This window comes from Bradyrhizobium sp. CIR48, from assembly GCF_014198315.1.
Classification (GTDB): domain Bacteria; phylum Pseudomonadota; class Alphaproteobacteria; order Rhizobiales; family Xanthobacteraceae; genus Bradyrhizobium.
This window is the reverse complement of the sequence record NZ_JACIHG010000003.1, coordinates 547299-566356: the sequence shown is the minus strand read 5'-3', so window position 1 is coordinate 566356 and position 19058 is coordinate 547299. Positions and strand designations below refer to the sequence as shown.

Here is a 19058-nt window from a genome sequence, read left to right as displayed (position 1 = left end):
CGAAAATTCTTCCCAACGACGTGGCCATAGTGTCCATCGATGGCATCAGCCTGGAGATATCGATCGCTCTCGTCGACGAGCTCGAGGTCGGCGATTGCGTCCTTGTCCATGTCGGCTATGCGCTGGCCAAGATCGATCCGATGGAAGCCAAGCGCACGCTGGAGCTGCTGCAGGAGCTAGGCAGCGCAGGGGAACGCCGATCATGAAATATGCCGACGAGTTTCGCGACAAGGCCATCGCGCAGGGAATTGCGCGTGCGATTGGCGCCGAGGTTAGTTCGCAAAGAGCTTATCGGTTCATGGAATTCTGCGGCGGGCACACTCATGCGATCTCCCGTTATGGCCTGGAGGATCTGCTGCCCGCGAACGTCCGCATGATCCACGGGCCCGGTTGTCCCGTCTGCGTTCTGCCCGCCAGTCGAATCGACATGGCGGTCCGGCTTGTCGATCGACCGGAGGTCACTCTGTGCGTCTACGGTGACCTGATGCGCGCGCCTGGGTCGCAAGGACAGTCCCTGTTGCGAGCTAAAGCGCTCGGCGCCGACATTCGGATGGTCTACTCGACCCTCGACGCTATCCGGCTCGCCGAACAGGCGCCGAGCCGCGAGGTGGTCTTCTTTGCCATCGGATTTGAGACCACGACGCCCCCGACCGCGGTGATGATCCGAATTGCTGAGAAGAAGCGGCTGAAGGGCCTCAGTGTGTTCTGCAACCACGTGCTTACACCCTCTGCGATGCAGAGCATTCTCGAGAACCCCAAAATTCGCGACACCGGCGGGGTTCCAATTGACGGCTTCATCGGGCCTGCACATGTTAGCACCATTATCGGTACGCAGCCTTACGAGCCCCTGGCAGAACAATTTGGCAAGCCGATCGTGATCGCGGGATTTGAACCGCTCGATGTGATGCAGGCGATTCTGATGCTGGTGCGGCAGGTGAACGAAGACCGCTACGAGGTGGAGAACCAATACAGTCGGGCGGTGACGCGTGAAGGCAATCGGCGCGCCAAGGACGAGGTATCGCAGATATTCGAACTGCGCGAGCAGTTTGAATGGCGTGGGCTCGGACTCGTACCCAACAGCGGACTGAAGCTGAAACGGGCTTACGCGCACTTCGACGCTGAGACGCGTTTTGCGATCCACGATCTGCGTGTCTCAGACAATCCGGCGTGCGAGTGCTGCGCCATCCTGCGTGGCGCCAAGCGGCCGGTCGAGTGTAAGCTGTTTGGAACCGTCTGCACGCCAGAAACTCCCATAGGGTCCTGCATGGTATCATCGGAAGGCGCTTGTGCGGCCTATTGGACCTATGGCCGAGTTCGCGATGAACCGTTGAGGCGGACGTCATGAGTGTAAAGGGTTACCAACGCAAGCTCGACGTCGAGAACGGACGCGTTGATCTTTCCCACGGATCCGGGGGCCGTGCCATGGCACAGCTGATCTCCGGCCTTTTTCACCAAGCCTTTGGTAATGAATGGCTCGCCCGCTGCAATGATCAGTCGGCCTTTGACGTTGCGGCAGGCAGGATGGTGATGACGACCGACGGCTACGTGGTCTCGCCGCTGTTCTTTCCCGGCGGCAATATCGGGTCACTGGCTGTGCACGGCACGATCAATGATGTCGCCATGTCCGGCGCGCGTCCCCTCTATCTGTCGGCCAGTTTTATCATCGAGGAGGGCTTCCCGTTTTCTGATCTGAAGGCGATCTCGGATTCCATGGGCGCGGCAGCGCGCAGTGCCGGCGTTCACATCATTGCCGGAGACACCAAGGTCGTCGAACGCGGCAAGGCGGATGGTCTGTTCATCTCTACGACAGGGATCGGGATTGTGGCCGATGGGCTCGATCTCTCCGCCGACAAGGCTAGGGTCGGGGACCGTGTGCTGGTCTCCGGTAGCGTCGGCGATCATGGGGTGGCGATCATGTCAAAACGCCAGAACGTCGTTTTTCAAACCGAGGTCGTCTCGGATTCCGCAGCGTTGCATAACCTCGTAGAGGTCATGGTTGCCGCCGGCGGTAGCGGCATCCGGGTGATGCGCGACCCCACGCGCGGTGGGCTTGCCGCGGCCCTGAACGAGATTGCGCATCAATCCGAGCTCGGGTTCCGTCTGCAGGAAGCATCCATTCCGGTGAAGCCGGCGGTTGCGGCTACCTGCGAACTCCTTGGACTCGATCCGATCCATGTCGCCAACGAAGGCAAGCTCGTTGCGATCATCGCGCCTGATTTGGCCGATGCCGTGCTTGCAGCCATGAAGGCGCACCCGCTCGGGTCCGACGCAGCTGATATCGGCGAAGCAGTGGCTGACAATCGGAAATTTGTGCAGATGGCGACCAGTTTCGGCGGTCGACGAGTCGTCGACTGGTTGTGGGGCGAACAATTGCCTCGGATCTGTTAACTTAACACGCTGCGCATCATCCAGTTTTTGCAAACCAAGTCTATGATCAATCGTCATGAGCCATCACCCATTAGCTCTAAAAGCGATCCCTTCTATGGGCAATCTGCCCAACCGCCAGACTGGATTTTGCCCTTTAGGCGTGCTGAATTCCGGTTGTTAGCTTTTCCACGGGCCGAGAACGCAATTCGAGACAATTCATCGCCATCGCGCAGTTCCGACGGTTAAGCTCAACGAGCATGGTCACACGATCGCTCGGCACCCGTGGGTTTGAAATCCTGCGAAGCTTGTCAAATATCGTTGAATTTCTGCGCCATTTCGACGGCTGCGTCGCAATATCGCTGCTCGCTTCCGATTAGAAAGGCCCTCCAGGCAGGGAGTTTTCAAAATGAAGGTCGGAGTCCCCAAGGAAATCAAGGCGCACGAATATCGCGTGGGCCTTACCCCGGGAGCTGTCCGCGAATACGTGGTAGCGGGCCACCGCGTGATGATCGAGACAAATGCCGGCGCTGGTATTGGTGCAACCGATGACGATTATCGCAATGTTGGCGGAACGATTCTAACTTCCGCAGCCGAGGTATTCGCATCGAGCGAGATGATCGTAAAGGTTAAGGAACCTCAGCCGTCCGAATGGTGTCAGCTGCGGGAGGATCAGATCCTGTTCACTTATCTGCATCTGGCCCCCGACCCGGATCAGGCCAAGGGCCTCCTGAAATCTGGATGCACTGCGATCGCCTACGAGACCGTAACTGATCCGCATGGTGGTCTTCCGCTGCTGGCGCCGATGAGCGAGGTCGCGGGTAGGCTTGCGATCGAAGCGGCGGGCAGCGCCCTGAAGCGGAGTGCAGGCGGACGAGGGCTGTTGATCGGTGGGGTGCCCGGTGTTCAGCCTGCCAGAATCGTGGTGATCGGAGGTGGCGTCGTTGGTACGCACGCGGCACGCATGGCGGTTGGTCTGGGCGCAGAGGTGACCATCATCGACCGTTCGATACTCCGGCTCCGCGAGCTGGACGAGCTATTCGAAGGACGCGCTCGCACCAGGTTTTCGACTATCGGCTCTGTGGAGGAAGAGGTATTTGCGGCGGATGTGGTGATTGGTGCGGTGCTCGTTCCAGGTGCGAGCGCGCCGAAGCTGGTCCGCCGGAGCATGCTGAGCTCGATGCGCAAGAGGGCGGTGCTCGTCGACGTCGCTATCGATCAGGGCGGCTGCTTTGAGACATCGCACCCAACCACTCACGCTGATCCTACTTACGAAGTGGATGGCATCATTCATTATTGCGTGGCCAATATGCCCGGTGCCGTGCCGCTGACCTCGAGCCAGGCACTGAACAACGCGACGCTGCCGTTTGGTTTGGCTCTGGCCGACAAGGGCTTTTCCGCCGTGCTCGACAATCCGCATTTGCGCGCAGGCCTCAACGTCCATCGGGGCCGGCTAACTTACGAAGCGGTCGCCGAAAGCCTCGGGCTGCCCTTCTCACCGATCGAACAGGCTGCGGCCTGATCCCAGAGGCCCTCATGGGCGTTTCCTCCCTGACTTAAGCCACCCTTCGGGGTGGCTTTTTTTCGGCTCCATCGATCTGCTGACCGGCGCCGGCATTTATTTCGAACGTGGAGCGAAGCGGAGGATCACCAGACGAAGGCCTGGCTTCAGTCCCCGCACGATGCGAGACAATGTACTTTCGGTCCATACAGCGCATATGAATGCCGGTTTTGCCAGGTAATCCAACGCAATCGGGAATGCGTCCTGCGGTCCGCTGGGGACCCGCGACCACCGAAGCGACTTTGTCTGGCCCGATCGCCGCGATTCTGACTAGCTGTGGAGACGCCAACCGGGCCGGTGATGACTGCGCGGGTTGTTTACCGTGGTACTGTCGCCGAAGCCGCCGCTGTCCCGGTGAGTGGAACCACCAAGATGCGGCTCGGGGTCGACCTGACACACCGGCGGAGAAATTTTTGAAGTCGCGCGGCGCATCCATCGCCGCGGCACGGCGGCTTTAGCAAGGATCGGAGATCGTTCCCTGAGGCTGGCGAACGCGGTTCACCTGATCACTGACTGCCGTGAGATCAACCATGCGCAAACCACGGCATCGAGCTCAAGCTACTGTCATGCGCGGTGTAGGATTTGCGACACCGTGTCGAGACGGCGACTTGCGTTCTCGAAAATAGCCCAGACAAAATCAAGTTAAACTGTCTGGCACAAGACTTGAAAGCAAGAAACTGTCCCGCAACTTTCGCTCATGGAATCGCAGTGATGGCCTACAAGATAATCGCATCCCAGTGCACCGTCTGCGGTGCATGCGAGTTCGAATGTCCAAATGCCGCGATCAACCTGAAGAACGACATATATGTGATCAATCCGACCCAGTGTACTCAATGTGAGGGGCACTTTGACGCGCCGCAATGCGCCGTCGTTTGTCCGGTGCCCGATACCTGCGTGCCGGCGTAGGTGGAGTAGCCGATGAGAGGGGCTCCGGCACGAGACATGATGAAAACGCGATCGACCGCCGCCGCCTTTTGGATCCGTATTCTATTTCTCTCACTCGCTGACCCCGAGTCGGCGGCAACTTGTGCGATCCGCTCAGATAGATTGTGGCGGAATCCTCGCCAGCGGGAGTTGTCGTTGCGCGAGTGGAGCGGGAAATGGTAGCCGTACAGGAGACGGTCGAGCGCGTGAAGCGCATCGACGTCGACCAGTATCGTTATGGGTTTGAGACCCTGATCGACACCGAGAAGGCCCCGAAGGGTCTGTCGGAAGAGATCGTAAAATTCATCTCGCAGAAGAAGAACGAACCCGACTGGATGCTCCAGTGGCGGCTCGAGGCCTATCGGCGCTGGCTGACCATGACCGAGCCGACCTGGGCGCGCGTCGACTATCCCAAGATCGACTTCCAGGACCTCTATTACTACGCGGCGCCGAAGCCGAAGAAGACGGTCACCTCGCTGGACGAGATCGATCCGGAGATCCTGAAGACCTACGAGAAGCTCGGCATTCCCTTGCGGGAAGTCGCCATGCTCGAAGGTGTCGAGCCCAAGCCCGGTGAGGAAGATCCGGCGCGCCGCAAGATCGCGGTCGATGCGGTCTTCGATTCGGTTTCGGTTGCGACCACGTTCAAGGCGGAGCTGAAGAAGGCCGGCGTGATCTTCATGCCGATCTCGGAAGCGATCCGCGAGCACCCTGAATTGGTGCAGAAATATCTGGGATCGGTAGTTCCGACCTCGGACAATTTCTACGCGACACTGAACTCGGCGGTGTTCTCCGACGGCTCGTTCGTCTACGTGCCGCCGGGCGTGCGCTGCCCGATGGAGCTGTCGACCTATTTCCGCATCAACGAGCGCAATACCGGCCAGTTCGAGCGCACGCTGATCATCGCCGACAAGGGCTCCTACGTCTCCTATCTCGAAGGCTGCACCGCGCCGCAGCGCGACGAGAATCAGCTGCATGCCGCCGTGGTCGAGCTCGTCGCGCATGACGACGCCGAGATCAAATATTCGACGGTACAGAACTGGTATCCGGGCAATTCGGAAGGCAAGGGCGGCATCTACAATTTCGTCACCAAGCGTGGCGACTGCCGCGGCAACCGTTCGAAGATCTCCTGGACCCAGGTCGAAACGGGTTCGGCGATCACCTGGAAGTATCCGAGCTGCATTCTCCGCGGTGACAATTCGAGCGGCGAGTTCTACTCGATCGCGATCTCGAACGGCTTCCAGCAGGTCGATAGCGGCACCAAGATGATCCATCTCGGCAAGAACACGTCGAGCCGCATCATCTCGAAGGGTATCGCCGCCGGCAAATCGCAGAACACCTACCGCGGTCTCGTCACCGCGCACCGGAAAGCGACCGGCGCGCGCAACTTCACCGCCTGTGACTCGCTGCTGATCGGCGATAAGTGCGGCGCGCACACCGTGCCGTACATCGAGGCCAAGAACTCCTCGGCGACGTTCGAGCACGAAGCGACGACCTCGAAGATCTCCGAGGACGTGCTGTTCTACTGCATCCAGCGCGGCCTTTCGCAGGAGGCGGCGGTCGGCCTCGTCGTCAACGGCTTCGTCAAGCAAGTTCTGCAAAAACTGCCGATGGAGTTCACAGTGGAGGCGCAGAAGCTAATCTCGATCTCGCTCGACGGATCTGTCGGATAACCAAACCTCCCGCGAGCCCCCTCGAATGCAGCTCGCCAGATGACATTTCAGGGATCAGATCAGAATGGCGCTACTCGAAATCCGAGATTTGCATGTTGGTGTCGAAGACCGCGAAGTTATTCGCGGCCTCGATCTTAATGTCGATGCGGGTGAGGTGCACGCGATCATGGGGCCGAACGGGTCCGGCAAGTCGACGCTCTCGCATGTTATCGCCGGCAAGCCCGGTTATGAGATTACCGGCGGACAAATCCTGTTCAGGGGCGAGAACCTGTTGCGGATGGAGCCAAATGAACGCGCCGCCAAGGGCGTGTTCCTGGCATTCCAGTACCCGGTCGAGATCCCCGGCGTGACCACCATGAACTTCCTCCGGGCGGCACTGAACGCCCAGCGCAAGGCGCGCGACCAACAGGAATTCTCTATCCCCGAATTTCTGAAAAGAGTCCGCGAGGTGGCCCGTTCGCTCAACATTCCCCAAGACATGCTCAAGCGCGGCATCAATGTCGGCTTCTCCGGCGGCGAGAAGAAGCGCAACGAAATTTTGCAGATGGCGTTGGTCGAGCCGAGTCTGTGCATCCTTGACGAGATCGATTCCGGCCTCGACATCGACGCGCTGCGTATCGTCGCCAGCGGCATCAACGCCTTGCGTTCGCCAGAACGAGCGATGATCATAATCACGCACTATCGGCGGCTGCTCGACCATATCGTGCCAGACGTTGTGCACGTGATGTCGAAAGGGCGGATCACGAAGAGTGGCGGCAAGGAACTCGCGCTGGAGCTCGAGGCTTCTGGCTACGCACAATTCGAAGACGCGGCCTGACGGCTCTAGGAATTCCCCGATGAAGCAGGTTTTGCACAAAGCCGACGCCGAACGCGCAATCGGCAATGTTTTCGCTGCGGCGCGTGGACGGCTGCCTGGTGCAGGCCTTGTCCCCAAAATCCGGGCGAGCGCATTCGAGGTCTACGAGCGTACCGGCCTTCCGCATCGGGGCATGGAGGACTGGAAATACACAGATCTGCGCGCCCTGATCGGCGAGGTGCTGCCACTCGCTCGGCAACCGGATGCGGAGGCGCTGGTGCGTGCAAGGGTTTCGGCCGAGCAAGTGTCTGCCGAGCAGGCGGTCAAACTGGTTTTGGTGGATGGCATATTCGCGCCGGAGCTATCCGATCTCGGCAGGTTAGAAAATAAAGTTGTTGTGCGGTCGCTGCGAGAGGTTCTGGAGAATTCGACGCCTGGCGACATGGCAGGTCTGGTGCTGTCCACGACGAGCGACTCCGCTATCTCACTCAACGCCGCAATGGCGACAGATGGCCTGCTGATTACGGTCGCCGACGGCAAGGCGGTGAAGCGTCCAATTCAAATCGTTCACGTCGCAACCGGAGTGTCGGTGTCCACCTTTACACGCTCGTATCTACAGCTTGGTAAAGGAGCGCATGCGGCCATCGTGGAAAGTTTCGTCCCGGCTGAAGGCGCGAGCGGCTATCAAGCCAATGATGCGATAATCGTCCTGGTTGGTGACGAGGCGAGCCTTTCGCATATCCGCGTGGCAGCCGATGCCTCTGACGCCGTAAACATCTCGTCGGCGATCATAGCAGTGGGCGCCAGGGCTAAGCTCGACCTCTTCAGCATGACCTGCAGCGGCTCCATCAGCCGCTATCAGGGATTCATCACGCTGGCCGGCGAAGGAACCAATGTCTCGGCGAATGGGGTTAATCTCATCAGGGACAAGCTGCACGCCGACACAACGATCGTGGTCGACCACGCCGTGCCACATTGCACCAGTCGGGAGAAGTTCCGCGCGGTCGTCGACGATTGCGGCCGCTCGGTGTTTCAGGGCCGGATCGTCATTCGTCCCGCCGCCCGGAAGACGAACGCCACCCTGACGACGCGAGCGTTGCTTCTATCCGACCAGGCCGAGGCCGACAATAAGCCCGAACTTGAAATCTTGGCTGACGACGTGACCTGCGGCCACGGAGCGACATCGGGCGCGCTGGACGACACTCTCGTATTCTATCTGCGCGCTCGGGGGCTATCCGAGAAGGAGGCGCAGATGTTGCTGATCAAAGCGTTTTTTGGCGAATCGATTGAGGAGATCACTTCCGAGAAACTGCGCGATTTTGTGACAGGGCAAGCTGAACACTGGCTGCAGGCGGGGCGATGAGCGCACATCCCGCCGTGAGCAATGGTAGTTACGAGGTCAACCGTCTGCGTACGGACTTTCCCGCGCTCGCCATGACGGTGTACGGCAAGCCGCTTGTTTACCTCGATAACGCTGCATCCGCGCAAAAGCCACGCGGTGCTTGACCGTATGATGCAGGTGTACTCCAGCGAATACGCCAACGTTCATCGCGGCTTGCACTACCTCGCTAACGCGGCGACCGAGGCGTATGAAGGTGCCCGTACCAAAGTGGCGCGGTTCGTGAACGCGCGTTTAAACGAAGAGATCATCTTCACTCGGAGCGCCACGGAGGCAATCAATCTGGTCGCCCAGACTTTTGGCCGGGATCGCATTACCCCGGGTGATGAGATCGTTCTCTCGATTATGGAACACCACTCCAACATTGTGCCATGGCACCTTCTCAGGGAACGATTCGGTGCAGTGATCAAATGGGCGCCAGTGGATGATGACGGAAACTTCTTACTCGATGATTTTGAGCGACTGCTGACCCCGCGCACCAAGATGGTTGCAATCACACAAATGTCGAACGTGCTCGGCACGGTGTTGCCGGCGAAAGACGTGGTGAGGATCGCGCATGCTCGTGGTATCCCGGTGCTGGTCGACGGCTCGCAAGCTTGCGTCCATCTGGGCGCGGACGTCTGCGATATTGATTGCGATTTCTACGTCATGACGGGCCACAAACTCTATGGTCCGACTGGCATCGGTGTGCTTTACGGCAAGTCTGAGCATCTAGGATCGATGCCGCCCTTCAATGGCGGCGGGGAGATGATCCGCGAGGTCTCGCGTTCCGGCGTCATTTATGGTGATCCGCCACACCGGTTCGAAGCGGGTACGCCGCCGATCGTCGAAGCCATCGGTTTAGGGGCGGCTATCGATTACATCAATTCGATAGGCAAGGTGCAGATCCGCAGGCACGAGAGCGTACTGCTCGCTTACGCGCAGGAGAAGCTGGCGGACATCAACTTCGTGCGCTTGATCGGGACCCCGGCCGAGAAGGGTCCGATCATTTCCTTTGATATGGAGGGTGCGCATGCGCATGATATTGCCACCGTCGTCGACCGCGCCGGTGTAGCGATGCGGGCGGGGGCCCACTGTGCGATGCCGCTGCTCAAGCGATTTGGCATGCTGGCGACGTGCCGTGCGTCCCTTGGACTTTACAATACACATGAAGAAATTGATGTGCTCGTGCGGGCGCTTATCAAGGCGCGGCAGCTGTTCTCGTAATTCGGTGGGCCTACGACGTCCGGGTGGCGAGATAGCTCGAATTGAGGTCTGGAGGATGAGGTCATGCACCTCATCGACATCACAGCAGGTAAGCACCTGTAGATCTCAGCAAGCATAAATAGCATTGGCAAGCCTGTGTCGGCGAGCCGGCCTTCCCGTACGGCCGCCTTCCGCGACCGCAGAGTACTGAGATCGGACGTCCTCGAGAATGGGGCGGTCGATTTTACACGTAGCCAGCCCTTGTTCCATTTCGAACAGACCAAACCAAGCGTTCTCTGCTCAAAGCCTGATGTCGGGTTCGCAACAACACCCCCTGTCACCGCACCAGGCGCGCTAAGCGATTTTGATTGCTGTGTTTTTTGGTGCTCGCGAGGCGCTGGCATGCTGGTTGCAAAAGTCTTGCTCAAGACGCCGCCCTCGCAACAGCTAACCTTTGAAGGACATCAGATGAGTCTCGCCACGACCCAGAGCATCGCAGAAATCAGGGCTCGCAACAAAGAGCTGATCGAGGAGGTGCTGAAGGTCTATCCGGAGAAAACCGCGAAACGGCGTGCCAAGCACCTGAACGTTCACCAAGCCGGCAAGTCAGATTGCGGGGTGAAGTCCAACATCAAATCCATACCTGGCGTGATGACGATCAGAGGCTGCGCTTATGCAGGGTCAAAGGGGGTGGTCTGGGGACCGATCAAGGACATGGTCCATATCAGCCATGGCCCGGTAGGCTGCGGTCAGTATTCGTGGGGCTCGCGACGCAATTATTACGTTGGCACGACGGGCATCGATAGCTTCGTGACCCTGCAGTTCACCTCCGACTTCCAGGAAAAGGATATCGTATTCGGTGGCGACAAAAAGCTGGTCAAAATTCTTGACGAAATCCAGGAGCTGTTTCCGCTCAACAACGGCATCACGATTCAATCGGAATGCCCGATCGGATTGATCGGTGACGACATCGAGGCCGTGTCGAGAGCGAAGTCCAAGGAATATGGCGGCAAGACCATCGTGCCGGTCCGTTGTGAGGGCTTTCGGGGCGTGTCGCAGTCACTAGGCCATCACATTGCCAACGACGCGGTGCGCGATTGGATTTTCGATCAGCTCGAGTCCGATGGTAAACCGAAGTTTGAGCCGACGCCGTACGATGTGGCGATCATCGGAGACTACAATATCGGCGGCGACGCCTGGTCATCACGAATTCTACTAGAGGAGATGGGCCTGCGGGTGATCGCGCAGTGGTCCGGCGACGGTTCACTGGCTGAGCTCGAGGCAACGCCGAAAGCAAAGCTCAACATTCTGCATTGCTACCGTTCCATGAACTACATCTCACGCCACATGGAAGAGAAGTTCGGTATCCCCTGGTGCGAGTACAACTTCTTCGGACCTTCCAAGATCGCAGAGTCGCTGCGCAAGATTGCGGGCTATTTCGACGACAAGATCAAGGAAGGCGCCGAGCGGGTGATTGAAAAGTACCAACCGCTGGTGAACGCCGTGATTGCGAAATATCGCCCGCGCCTGGAGGGCAAGACGGTGATGCTGTACGTCGGCGGGCTCCGTCCCCGTCATGTGATTGGCGCATACGAGGACCTCGGGATGGAAGTCATTGGCACTGGATACGAGTTCGGTCACAACGACGACTATCAGCGCACAGCTCAGCACTACGTAAAGGACAGCACGCTCATCTACGATGACGTCAATGGCTATGAGTTCGAGCGCTTCGTCGAGCAGCTCCAGCCTGACCTTGTCGGCTCGGGCATCAAGGAAAAATACGTTTTCCAAAAGATGGGTGTGCCGTTCCGGCAGATGCACTCCTGGGACTATTCGGGTCCATATCACGGCTATGACGGCTTTGCGATCTTTGCGCGCGACATGGACATGGCCGTCAACTCGCCGATCTGGAAGAAAACGAGGGCCCCCTGGAAGGAAGCTTCAAGGGCCAAACTTCTGGCTGCAGAATAAAGCAACTCATCTCGCTCTCTGGGAAAGCCGGGGCGATACCAATCTCGATAGTGAAGGATTTCAACAATGGCGCAGAGTGCCGAACACGTGCTCGATCATCTCGAACTTTTCCGCGGTCCAGAATACCAGCAGATGCTGGCCAAGAAGAAGATATTCGAGAATCCTCGCGATCCTGCCGAGGTCGAACGTATCAAGGAATGGACGAAAACGGCCGAATATCGGGAAAAGAACTTTGCGCGGGAGGCGCTAGCGGTAAATCCGGCGAAGGCCTGCCAGCCGCTTGGCGCCGTGTTCGCCTCTGTTGGCTTTGAGGGCACGCTGCCCTTCGTCCACGGCTCGCAAGGCTGCGTGGCTTATTACCGCAGCCATCTGTCGCGGCACTTCAAGGAGCCTTCTTCCTGCGTCTCTTCGTCGATGACGGAGGACGCTGCCGTATTCGGCGGGCTGAACAACATGATCGACGGGCTCGCGAACAGCTATAACATGTACAAGCCCAAGATGATTGCGGTCTCTACGACCTGCATGGCCGAGGTGATCGGCGATGACCTCAACGCCTTCATCAAGACGTCGAAAGAAAAAGGCTCGGTTCCGGCGAACTTCGATGTGCCATTCGCCCATACCCCGGCGTTCGTCGGCAGCCACGTCACCGGTTATGACAATGCGCTCAAGGGCATTCTGGAGCATTTTTGGGACGGTAAAGCCGGAACAGCGCCGAAGCTGAAGCGCAAGCAGAACGGGGCGATCAACATCATCGGTGGGTTCGATGGCTATACCGTCGGAAACCTTCGCGAGATCAAGCGCATCTTGGCGTTGATGGGCATCCAGCACACGATTCTCGCGGATAATTCTGAAGTCTTCGATACTCCGACCGACGGCGAATTCCGGATGTATGACGGCGGCACGACGCTGGAAGATGCGGCCAACGCGGTTCACGCCAAGGCGACAATCTCCATGCAGCAGTGGTGCACCGAAAAAACGCTGCCATTCGTGGCTGGGCATGGGCAGGAGGTCGTCTCCTTCAACTACCCGGTGGGCTTATCCGCAACGGATGACTTTATCGTGGCGCTGTCACGCATCAGCGGCAAGGAGATTCCCGAGCAACTCGCGCGAGAACGTGGCCGCCTAGTCGACGCCATCGCTGACTCCAGTGCGCATATCCATGGCAAGAAGTTCGCGATCTATGGCGATCCGGATCTTTGCTATGGGTTGGCTGCGTTTCTGCTCGAACTCGGCGCCGAACCGACACATGTGCTGTCCACCAACGGCAACAAGGCCTGGCACGAAAAAATGCAGGTGCTGCTTGCAAGCTCGCCATTTGGGCAAGGGTGCCAAGCCTATCCCGGCCGAGACCTCTGGCACATGCGCTCACTCCTGTTCACCGAGCCAGTCGATTTTCTGATTGGCAACACCTATGGCAAGTATCTGGAGCGCGATACAGGAACGCCACTGATCCGCATCGGCTTTCCGGTTTTTGATCGGCATCACCATCACCGCTCCCCTCTATGGGGCTATCAGGGTGGCCTGAATGTGCTGGTGAAGATCCTGGACAAGATCTTCGATGAGATCGACAAGAAGACAAACGTTCTTGGCAAAACTGATTACAGCTTCGACATCATTCGTTGATGAGCGACCGTGCGCGTGCCATCGCCCGAGCACCCGAGGATGGCACAAGCACACGACGGTTGACCATGCAATTAATTTGCGCTGAGAGGAAAAAGGGATGAGTTCACTAGCGGCCACGGTCCAGAATGTTTTCGACGAGCCGGGCTGCGCCAAGAACGGCAGTAAGCCGGAGGCTGAACGCAAGAGGGGCTGCACAAAACAACTGCAGCCGGGTAGCGCTGCCGGGGGCTGTGCTTTCGATGGCGCGAAGGTTGCGCTGCAGCCGTTCACCGATGTCGCTCACTTGGTGCATGGTCCGATCGCGTGCGAAGGTAATTCCTGGGACAATCGCGGCGCGGCGTCGTCAGGCTCGAATCTGTGGCGCACCGCGTTCACAACCGATTTGAGCGAAACCGATATTGTATTCGGAGGCGAGAAGCGGCTCTACAAAGCGATCAAGGAGATCATCGACAAGTGCGACCCGCCCGCCATCTTCGTCTATCAAACCTGCATCCCGGCGATGATCGGCGACGACATCCACGCAGTCTGTAAGGCAGCATCTCAAAGGTTCGCAAAGCCGGTGATCCCGATCAATTCCCCGGGCTTCGTCGGCTCGAAGAACCTCGGTAACAAGCTCGCCGGCGAGGCGTTGCTCGATTATGTGATCGGGACGCAAGAGCCGGACCACACCACCCCGTACGATATCAACCTGATCGGGGAATACAACCTTTCGGGAGAGCTCTGGCAAGTGAAGCCATTGCTGGACGAGCTTGGAGTACGGATTCTTTCCTGTATCTCCGGCGATGGCAAGTATTGCGAAGTCGCTTCATCTCATCGCGCGCGGGCGGCGATGTTGGTGTGCTCAAAGTCCATGATGAACGTCGCACGCAAGATGGAGCAGCGCTACGGGATCCCGTTCTTCGAGGGGTCGTTCTACGGTATTCAAGATTCGAGCGAATCACTGCGTCAGCTTGCCCGCTTATTGGTTGAACGCGGCGCGCCGACAGATCTGCTCGGACGCACCGAAGCGGTGATCGCGCGCGAGGAAGCGTGGGCCTGGGCTGCGATCAAGCCGTACAAGCCCCGATTTGAAGGCAAGAAGGCCTTGTTGATTACCGGCGGCGTCAAGTCATGGTCGGTCGTTGCGGCACTCCAGGAAGCCGGGCTTGAGTTAGTCGGAACCAGCATCAAGAAATCAACCAGGAAAGACAAGGAGCGCATCAAGGAGCTGATGGGGCAGGATGCCCACATGATTGAGGACATGACGCCGCGCGAAATGTATAAGATGTTGAAGGACGCAAAAGCGGACATCATGCTATCGGGCGGCAAGTCGCAGTTCGTCGCGCTGAAAGCGGCGATGCCCTGGCTCGATATCAACCAGGAGCGTTGCCACGCCTATATGGGCTATGTCGGAATGGTCAAGCTGGTGGAGGAAATCGATAAGTCGCTCTCCAGTCCGATGTGGGAGCAGCTACGTCGACCGGCACCATGGCAGGCATTGGCCAAGGCGCTGGAGCAGATGCAATCGCCGGTGGCGGCGATCGCCTGCGATCCGGCGCTTGCCGAAACCGCGCGCCGCGCGAGGAAGATCTGCGTGTGTAACACGGTCGATCTTGGCACGATTGAGGATGCAATATACGCGCACGGCCTGAGGAGCGTCGCAGCGGTGAGAGAGCATACCAATGCGGTCGGTGGCTGCTGCCAGAGTCGCATCGAAGGAATCTTGGTGTCCGAGCCGTCTGCCATGCGACAGGCCGCAGAGTAGGGAGGCGTCATGGCCATCGTCACCGCGCCGACGAAAGCCTGCGCTGTCAACCCGCTGAAGATGAGTCAGCCGATCGGCGGCGCATTAGCCTTCATGGGGCTGCGTGGGGCGATGCCGCTTCTGCACGGCTCCCAGGGATGCACGTCCTTCGGGCTCACGCTTTTCGTCCGGCATTTCAAAGAGGCAGTTCCGCTGCAGACCACCGCGATGAGCGAGGTCGCGACCGTACTTGGCGGTTATGATAATCTCGAGCAGGCGATACTGAACATCTCCAACCGTACCAAGCCAAAGATCATCGGGATCTGCTCAACTGGTGTCACCGAGACCAACGGCGACGATGTGGATGCCTACCTCAAGCTAATCCGGAGCAAGCATCCGCAACTCGCAAAGTTGCCACTGGTGTATGTCTCGACACCTGATTTCAAGGGCGCCTTCCAGGACGGCTGGGAGAAGGCTGTGGCGCGCATTGTGGAGGTGCTGGTGGAAGGGCCCAGCGCCAATGGCCTGCGGGACCCGTCGAAAGTGAATGTTCTGCCGGGATGTCACCTCACGCCCGGCGACCTTGATGAACTCCGTGTCATAGTGGAGGATTTCGGCTTGTGCCCGTCCTTCCTCCCTGACCTGGCGGGATCGCTCGATGGGCATATCCCCGATGAGTTTACGCCCACGACCATCGGCGGCATCGGCGTCGACGAAATCGCGAGCATGGGCCGCGCCGGATGGACGATTGCAATCGGGGCGCAGATGCAGCGTGCGGCAGAGGTCATGCAGGGCAAGACCGGCGTGCCTTTTCGTGTCTTCGAGCGGATGTGTGGTCTCTGTCCGAACGACGAATTCTTGACGTTCTTGAGCGAGATCAGCGGCCGCCCCATACCTTTGAAATATCGGCGCCAGCGCGGTCAGCTCGCCGATGCAATGCTGGACGCGCACTTCCATATTGGCGGTCGCAAAGTTGCTATCGGCGCTGAGCCAGACCTTCTGTTCGATCTGTCCAGCATGCTGCACGACATGGGCGCGCAGGTGACAGCGGCCGTGACGACCACCCAGTCGGAGGTGATCGAGCGGATCAAGACCAAGGAGGTACTCATTGGCGATCTCGAGGATCTGGAAGGGCTTGCCAAAACACACCATTGCGACCTCTTGATCACGCATTCGCATGGCAGGCAAGCGGCGGCTCGGCTGAAATTGCCGTTCTATCGTACGGGTTTTCCTATGTTCGATCGACTTGGTGCGGGACACCAACTATCCGTGGGCTATCGTGGTACCCGGAATCTGATCTTCGAAATCGCCAACCTTGTGATCGCGCACCGTGAGGAAAACGATCAGCCTACGCCCGATAGATGGCGGACTGCGTCCGGACCGCCACGTTGCTCAGGCTATCGCAGCTCCACCGGCGCGGCTGGGGGGGCGATTGGATGAAGGTCGCGTTTGCCACTCAGGACTTGAGTCGAGTCGATGCCCATTTTGGTTGGGCAAAGAATATCGCAATCTACGATGTCACGCCTGGAGGGCACGTATTTCTCAAAGCGATTGAGTTTGAGGGCGATCTTAAGGAAGACGGCAACGACGACAAGTTGGTGCCGAAGATCGAGGCGATCAAGGATTGCGCAATCCTTTACGTCGCCGCCATTGGTGGTGCCGGGGCTGCGCGAGTGGTGGCCAACAAGATCCATCCTATCAAGGTGAACAAGCCAGAAAGCATTCTGGTGTTGCTCGAAAAACTCGAGCGCGTACTGAAGGGCACGCCACCTCCCTGGCTACGCAAGGCCATGGCAAAGGACCGAGCGCGTACGTTCGAGTTCGACGAATGAGGTGATATGACCGCAAAAATAGAGCAGCAGGACAGCGCCGTCGACGCGCCGTTCCTCAAGGAGTTGATCAAGATTTGGCGTGCTCAGGATACCAACGGAGCTTGGGAGGCGAAGAGCGATCTTGAACTGCTCGGACCGTATATCCTGGACAAGCAGAAAAGGCGCGCATTGCCGATTATCGCTGATCCCGATCCCGATACACTGTGGCGGCTTAAGCTGTTCTTCGATGCTGTCGCGCTCTCGATCGAGAGGGAGACCGGCGGGATGATCCAGCCGATTCTGGATCTGCATCATGAAGGCTTCGGCCGCATGGTGCTCATCTCAGGCCGGCTGATCGCCGTGAACAAGCAGCTGCGCGACGTGCATCGCTTCGGATTCGATAATTTCGTAAAGCTTGCGCAGGAGGGCGACAAATATGTCAGTGACGGAATCGACCTCATTCGGAAATTTCCGGACGTGGCGAACTATTGGGGATACTCATGAGCGATCGTGAAACACTGAAGGCCGAACTAAAGAAAGTATCCGCCAAGGCGATACAGGCCAAGATGGATCTGCACGACCTTTCGGAAGAGTTACCCATCAATTGGACATCGATCATGGTGGTGGCGCGAAAGGCGCACGATGCCTATGCTGAATTCGAGCGCAAGAGCCGTGACTTGAAGACGCTCGAAAATAGTTAAAGGAGCCATGCATGTCATTTGCAACGCGCGACGGCCGCGACTGGACGCCACAATACCTGAGCTCGATCGATGCCAAGAAGTGCATCGGCTGTGGTCGCTGTTTCAAGGTGTGCGGTCGAGATGTCATGACGTTGAAAGGAATCAGCGACGAGGGCGAACTTGTCGCGCTCGATGATGACGAGGACGATGAGATCGAGAAGAAGACTATGGTTCTGAATGATCAAGGCGCCTGCATCGGGTGTGGTGCATGCGCCAGGGTTTGTCCGGCCAACTGCCAGACTCACACTTCGGCCGTTTCTGAAGCGGCGTGAGCGAGCACACCTCGTCCTGTCGCGGCACTCATGGTTGGGACGGCGCGCCAGAAGGATCTCAATCAAACATTGAATGGCTAGATCGCGCGAGCTAAGGCGCAAGCATTGCCCGGTGGTGGTTGGGCGACGGCTAGGTTATGCCGATGCAATCGCCGTTGCTCACAAACCGCTCGTCTCCAAGGTCCGCCTATTCGTCAAAGGCGAGCCGTGCCTCCCGCGGCGCTAAGTAGATCGATGTGCCCGTCATGATGAAGTCCGAAGAGCACAGTTCAAGGCAGGTAGCCACCACGTCGGGCGATTTGATCGGAGGGGATGCTGTGCATGTCTGCTTGCGATCAGGAGAAGCTTACTTGCCCGCCGCACTGCCGATCGGGGATAATGATGTCTGCCTAGATAATCGGTTCTATAGAGAACGTGATGTGCCGGGAACACCTTAGTTGGTCTTTTTGCGTACGCCCGGTTGCGGCGGACATTTCGCTGCCCAGCACACGGTGGTTGCAATTGAGTAGGTGGACATCGATAGCACATCGCAAACCAGGACACGAAGCACTTGGCACGCAGGTCTCTAACTGTCGTTGGCGGGTACCTGGTCGGGCCGCGTACCCATCTGCTGATAGGAACCTGCGAGTCATTATCATTAGACGTCGGTCTTTTTGACGGATCGGCAGCAGGCGATCTTACGTCCGATTCTACCCACAGGATCGCGGCTTGTCGCAGCGACTATCTGTAACTCACGCGCAGAGTGCGTCGGGTAGTCGCGCCGAAGCGCGCCGAGTTGCTTTGGTCAGGTTGTGGTCAGCTAGGAATGCTATCCTAGCCGGCAGAGCTTGCACGGCACGAGCTCAATTGCGTGCAACTTTGCCGATAGGAGAGCGCTCTCATGTATGGCAGAAGCGTTGGCTCATCCAGCCAGTTCACAACCGGTAACCAAACTGACGATTCATCAGAAGCGGGAGATAGTCCCCGGTTTGCGGAAACAGTTGCAAGAATGGAGCGAGGTGGGTCGTCATCCGAAC

The 19058-nt window shown here is 58.4% G+C and carries 16 protein-coding genes and 1 pseudogene; all 17 read left to right on the top strand.

The window, feature by feature from the left end:
• Positions 1-29 precede the first annotated feature (29 nt).
• The 17 genes and pseudogenes from GGD66_RS12655 (at position 30) to fdxB (ending at position 18042) form a co-directional block, all read left to right on the top strand.
• Positions 30-206, top strand: coding sequence for a HypC/HybG/HupF family hydrogenase formation chaperone (locus GGD66_RS12655; RefSeq protein ID WP_312014118.1), 177 nt, complete (start codon positions 30-32; stop codon positions 204-206).
• Entirely contained in the window at positions 203-1345 is a 1143-nt protein-coding gene (hypD, locus tag GGD66_RS12650) for a hydrogenase formation protein HypD (RefSeq protein WP_183257945.1), read from the top strand. Before GGD66_RS12655 ends, hypD begins: the two co-directional genes overlap by 4 nt.
• On the top strand, positions 1342-2388 hold the full coding sequence (hypE, locus tag GGD66_RS12645) for a hydrogenase expression/formation protein HypE (RefSeq protein ID WP_183257944.1): 1047 nt from the start codon (positions 1342-1344) through the stop codon (positions 2386-2388). The genes hypD and hypE overlap by 4 nt, the downstream gene beginning before the upstream one ends.
• Before the next feature lie 385 nt (positions 2389-2773).
• Entirely contained in the window at positions 2774-3886 is a 1113-nt protein-coding gene (gene ald, locus GGD66_RS12640; protein WP_183257943.1) for an alanine dehydrogenase, read from the top strand.
• Positions 3887-4636: 750 nt separating this feature from the next.
• Positions 4637-4831: a 4Fe-4S binding protein gene (locus tag GGD66_RS12635; RefSeq protein WP_091956552.1), complete on the top strand. Its 195-nt coding sequence runs from the start codon at positions 4637-4639 to the stop codon at positions 4829-4831.
• 194 nt (positions 4832-5025) lie between these two features.
• A complete protein-coding gene (gene sufB / locus GGD66_RS12630) occupies positions 5026-6522 on the top strand; it encodes a Fe-S cluster assembly protein SufB (protein ID WP_183257942.1) in 1497 nt (498 codons plus the stop codon).
• Between the two features lie 64 nt (positions 6523-6586).
• A complete protein-coding gene (sufC, locus tag GGD66_RS12625; RefSeq protein ID WP_183257941.1) occupies positions 6587-7339 on the top strand; it encodes a Fe-S cluster assembly ATPase SufC in 753 nt (250 codons plus the stop codon).
• A 19-nt stretch (positions 7340-7358) separates the two neighbouring features.
• Positions 7359-8681, top strand: coding sequence for a Fe-S cluster assembly protein SufD (gene sufD, locus GGD66_RS12620; protein WP_183257940.1), 1323 nt, complete (start codon positions 7359-7361; stop codon positions 8679-8681).
• A pseudogene (locus GGD66_RS12615) lies at positions 8678-9923 on the top strand (cysteine desulfurase). The gene sufD and the pseudogene GGD66_RS12615 overlap by 4 nt, the downstream one beginning before the upstream one ends.
• Positions 9924-10370: 447 nt before the next feature.
• Complete coding sequence (gene nifD, locus GGD66_RS12610; RefSeq protein WP_183258078.1) at positions 10371-11873, top strand: nitrogenase molybdenum-iron protein alpha chain; 1503 nt, start codon at positions 10371-10373, stop codon at positions 11871-11873.
• Between the two features lie 66 nt (positions 11874-11939).
• Complete coding sequence (gene nifK / locus GGD66_RS12605) at positions 11940-13496, top strand: nitrogenase molybdenum-iron protein subunit beta (RefSeq protein ID WP_104461849.1); 1557 nt, start codon at positions 11940-11942, stop codon at positions 13494-13496.
• A gap of 97 nt (positions 13497-13593) precedes the next feature.
• On the top strand, positions 13594-15240 hold the full coding sequence (gene nifE, locus GGD66_RS12600) for a nitrogenase iron-molybdenum cofactor biosynthesis protein NifE (RefSeq protein WP_183257939.1): 1647 nt from the start codon (positions 13594-13596) through the stop codon (positions 15238-15240).
• Positions 15241-15249: 9 nt separating this feature from the next.
• Positions 15250-16659: a nitrogenase iron-molybdenum cofactor biosynthesis protein NifN gene (gene nifN, locus GGD66_RS12595; RefSeq protein ID WP_183257938.1), complete on the top strand. Its 1410-nt coding sequence runs from the start codon at positions 15250-15252 to the stop codon at positions 16657-16659.
• Positions 16656-17051, top strand: a complete 396-nt coding sequence (gene nifX, locus GGD66_RS12590) for a nitrogen fixation protein NifX (protein ID WP_183257937.1) — start codon at positions 16656-16658, stop codon at positions 17049-17051. The genes nifN and nifX overlap by 4 nt, the downstream gene beginning before the upstream one ends.
• A 6-nt stretch (positions 17052-17057) precedes the next feature.
• Positions 17058-17534 carry a NifX-associated nitrogen fixation protein gene (locus GGD66_RS12585; RefSeq protein WP_183257936.1) on the top strand — a complete coding sequence of 159 codons (477 nt, stop codon included), beginning with the start codon at positions 17058-17060 and terminating at the stop codon, positions 17532-17534.
• Positions 17531-17731 carry a CCE_0567 family metalloprotein gene (locus GGD66_RS12580; RefSeq protein WP_179733173.1) on the top strand — a complete coding sequence of 67 codons (201 nt, stop codon included), beginning with the start codon at positions 17531-17533 and terminating at the stop codon, positions 17729-17731. Before GGD66_RS12585 ends, GGD66_RS12580 begins: the two co-directional genes overlap by 4 nt.
• An 11-nt stretch (positions 17732-17742) precedes the next feature.
• Positions 17743-18042 carry a ferredoxin III, nif-specific gene (gene fdxB / locus GGD66_RS12575; protein WP_183257935.1) on the top strand — a complete coding sequence of 100 codons (300 nt, stop codon included), beginning with the start codon at positions 17743-17745 and terminating at the stop codon, positions 18040-18042.
• Positions 18043-19058 lie beyond the last annotated feature (1016 nt).

Bases quoted from the DNA above. Each gene is read 5' to 3' on its own strand.
- hypD (WP_183257945.1), top strand. From the start codon at position 203: ATGAAATATGCCGACGAGTTTCGCGACAAGGCCATCGCGCAGGGAATT.
- GGD66_RS12580 (WP_179733173.1), top strand. From the start codon at position 17,531: ATGAGCGATCGTGAAACACTGAAGGCCGAACTAAAGAAAGTATCCGCC.
- ald (WP_183257943.1), top strand. From the start codon at position 2,774: ATGAAGGTCGGAGTCCCCAAGGAAATCAAGGCGCACGAATATCGCGTG.
- nifK (WP_104461849.1), top strand. From the start codon at position 11,940: ATGGCGCAGAGTGCCGAACACGTGCTCGATCATCTCGAACTTTTCCGC.
- nifE (WP_183257939.1), top strand. From the start codon at position 13,594: ATGAGTTCACTAGCGGCCACGGTCCAGAATGTTTTCGACGAGCCGGGC.
- GGD66_RS12585 (WP_183257936.1), top strand. From the start codon at position 17,058: ATGACCGCAAAAATAGAGCAGCAGGACAGCGCCGTCGACGCGCCGTTC.
- nifN (WP_183257938.1), top strand. From the start codon at position 15,250: ATGGCCATCGTCACCGCGCCGACGAAAGCCTGCGCTGTCAACCCGCTG.
- sufC (WP_183257941.1), top strand. From the start codon at position 6,587: ATGGCGCTACTCGAAATCCGAGATTTGCATGTTGGTGTCGAAGACCGC.
- hypE (WP_183257944.1), top strand. From the start codon at position 1,342: ATGAGTGTAAAGGGTTACCAACGCAAGCTCGACGTCGAGAACGGACGC.
- GGD66_RS12635 (WP_091956552.1), top strand. From the start codon at position 4,637: ATGGCCTACAAGATAATCGCATCCCAGTGCACCGTCTGCGGTGCATGC.
- sufD (WP_183257940.1), top strand. From the start codon at position 7,359: ATGAAGCAGGTTTTGCACAAAGCCGACGCCGAACGCGCAATCGGCAAT.
- sufB (WP_183257942.1), top strand. From the start codon at position 5,026: ATGGTAGCCGTACAGGAGACGGTCGAGCGCGTGAAGCGCATCGACGTC.
- fdxB (WP_183257935.1), top strand. From the start codon at position 17,743: ATGTCATTTGCAACGCGCGACGGCCGCGACTGGACGCCACAATACCTG.
- nifX (WP_183257937.1), top strand. From the start codon at position 16,656: ATGAAGGTCGCGTTTGCCACTCAGGACTTGAGTCGAGTCGATGCCCAT.
- nifD (WP_183258078.1), top strand. From the start codon at position 10,371: ATGAGTCTCGCCACGACCCAGAGCATCGCAGAAATCAGGGCTCGCAAC.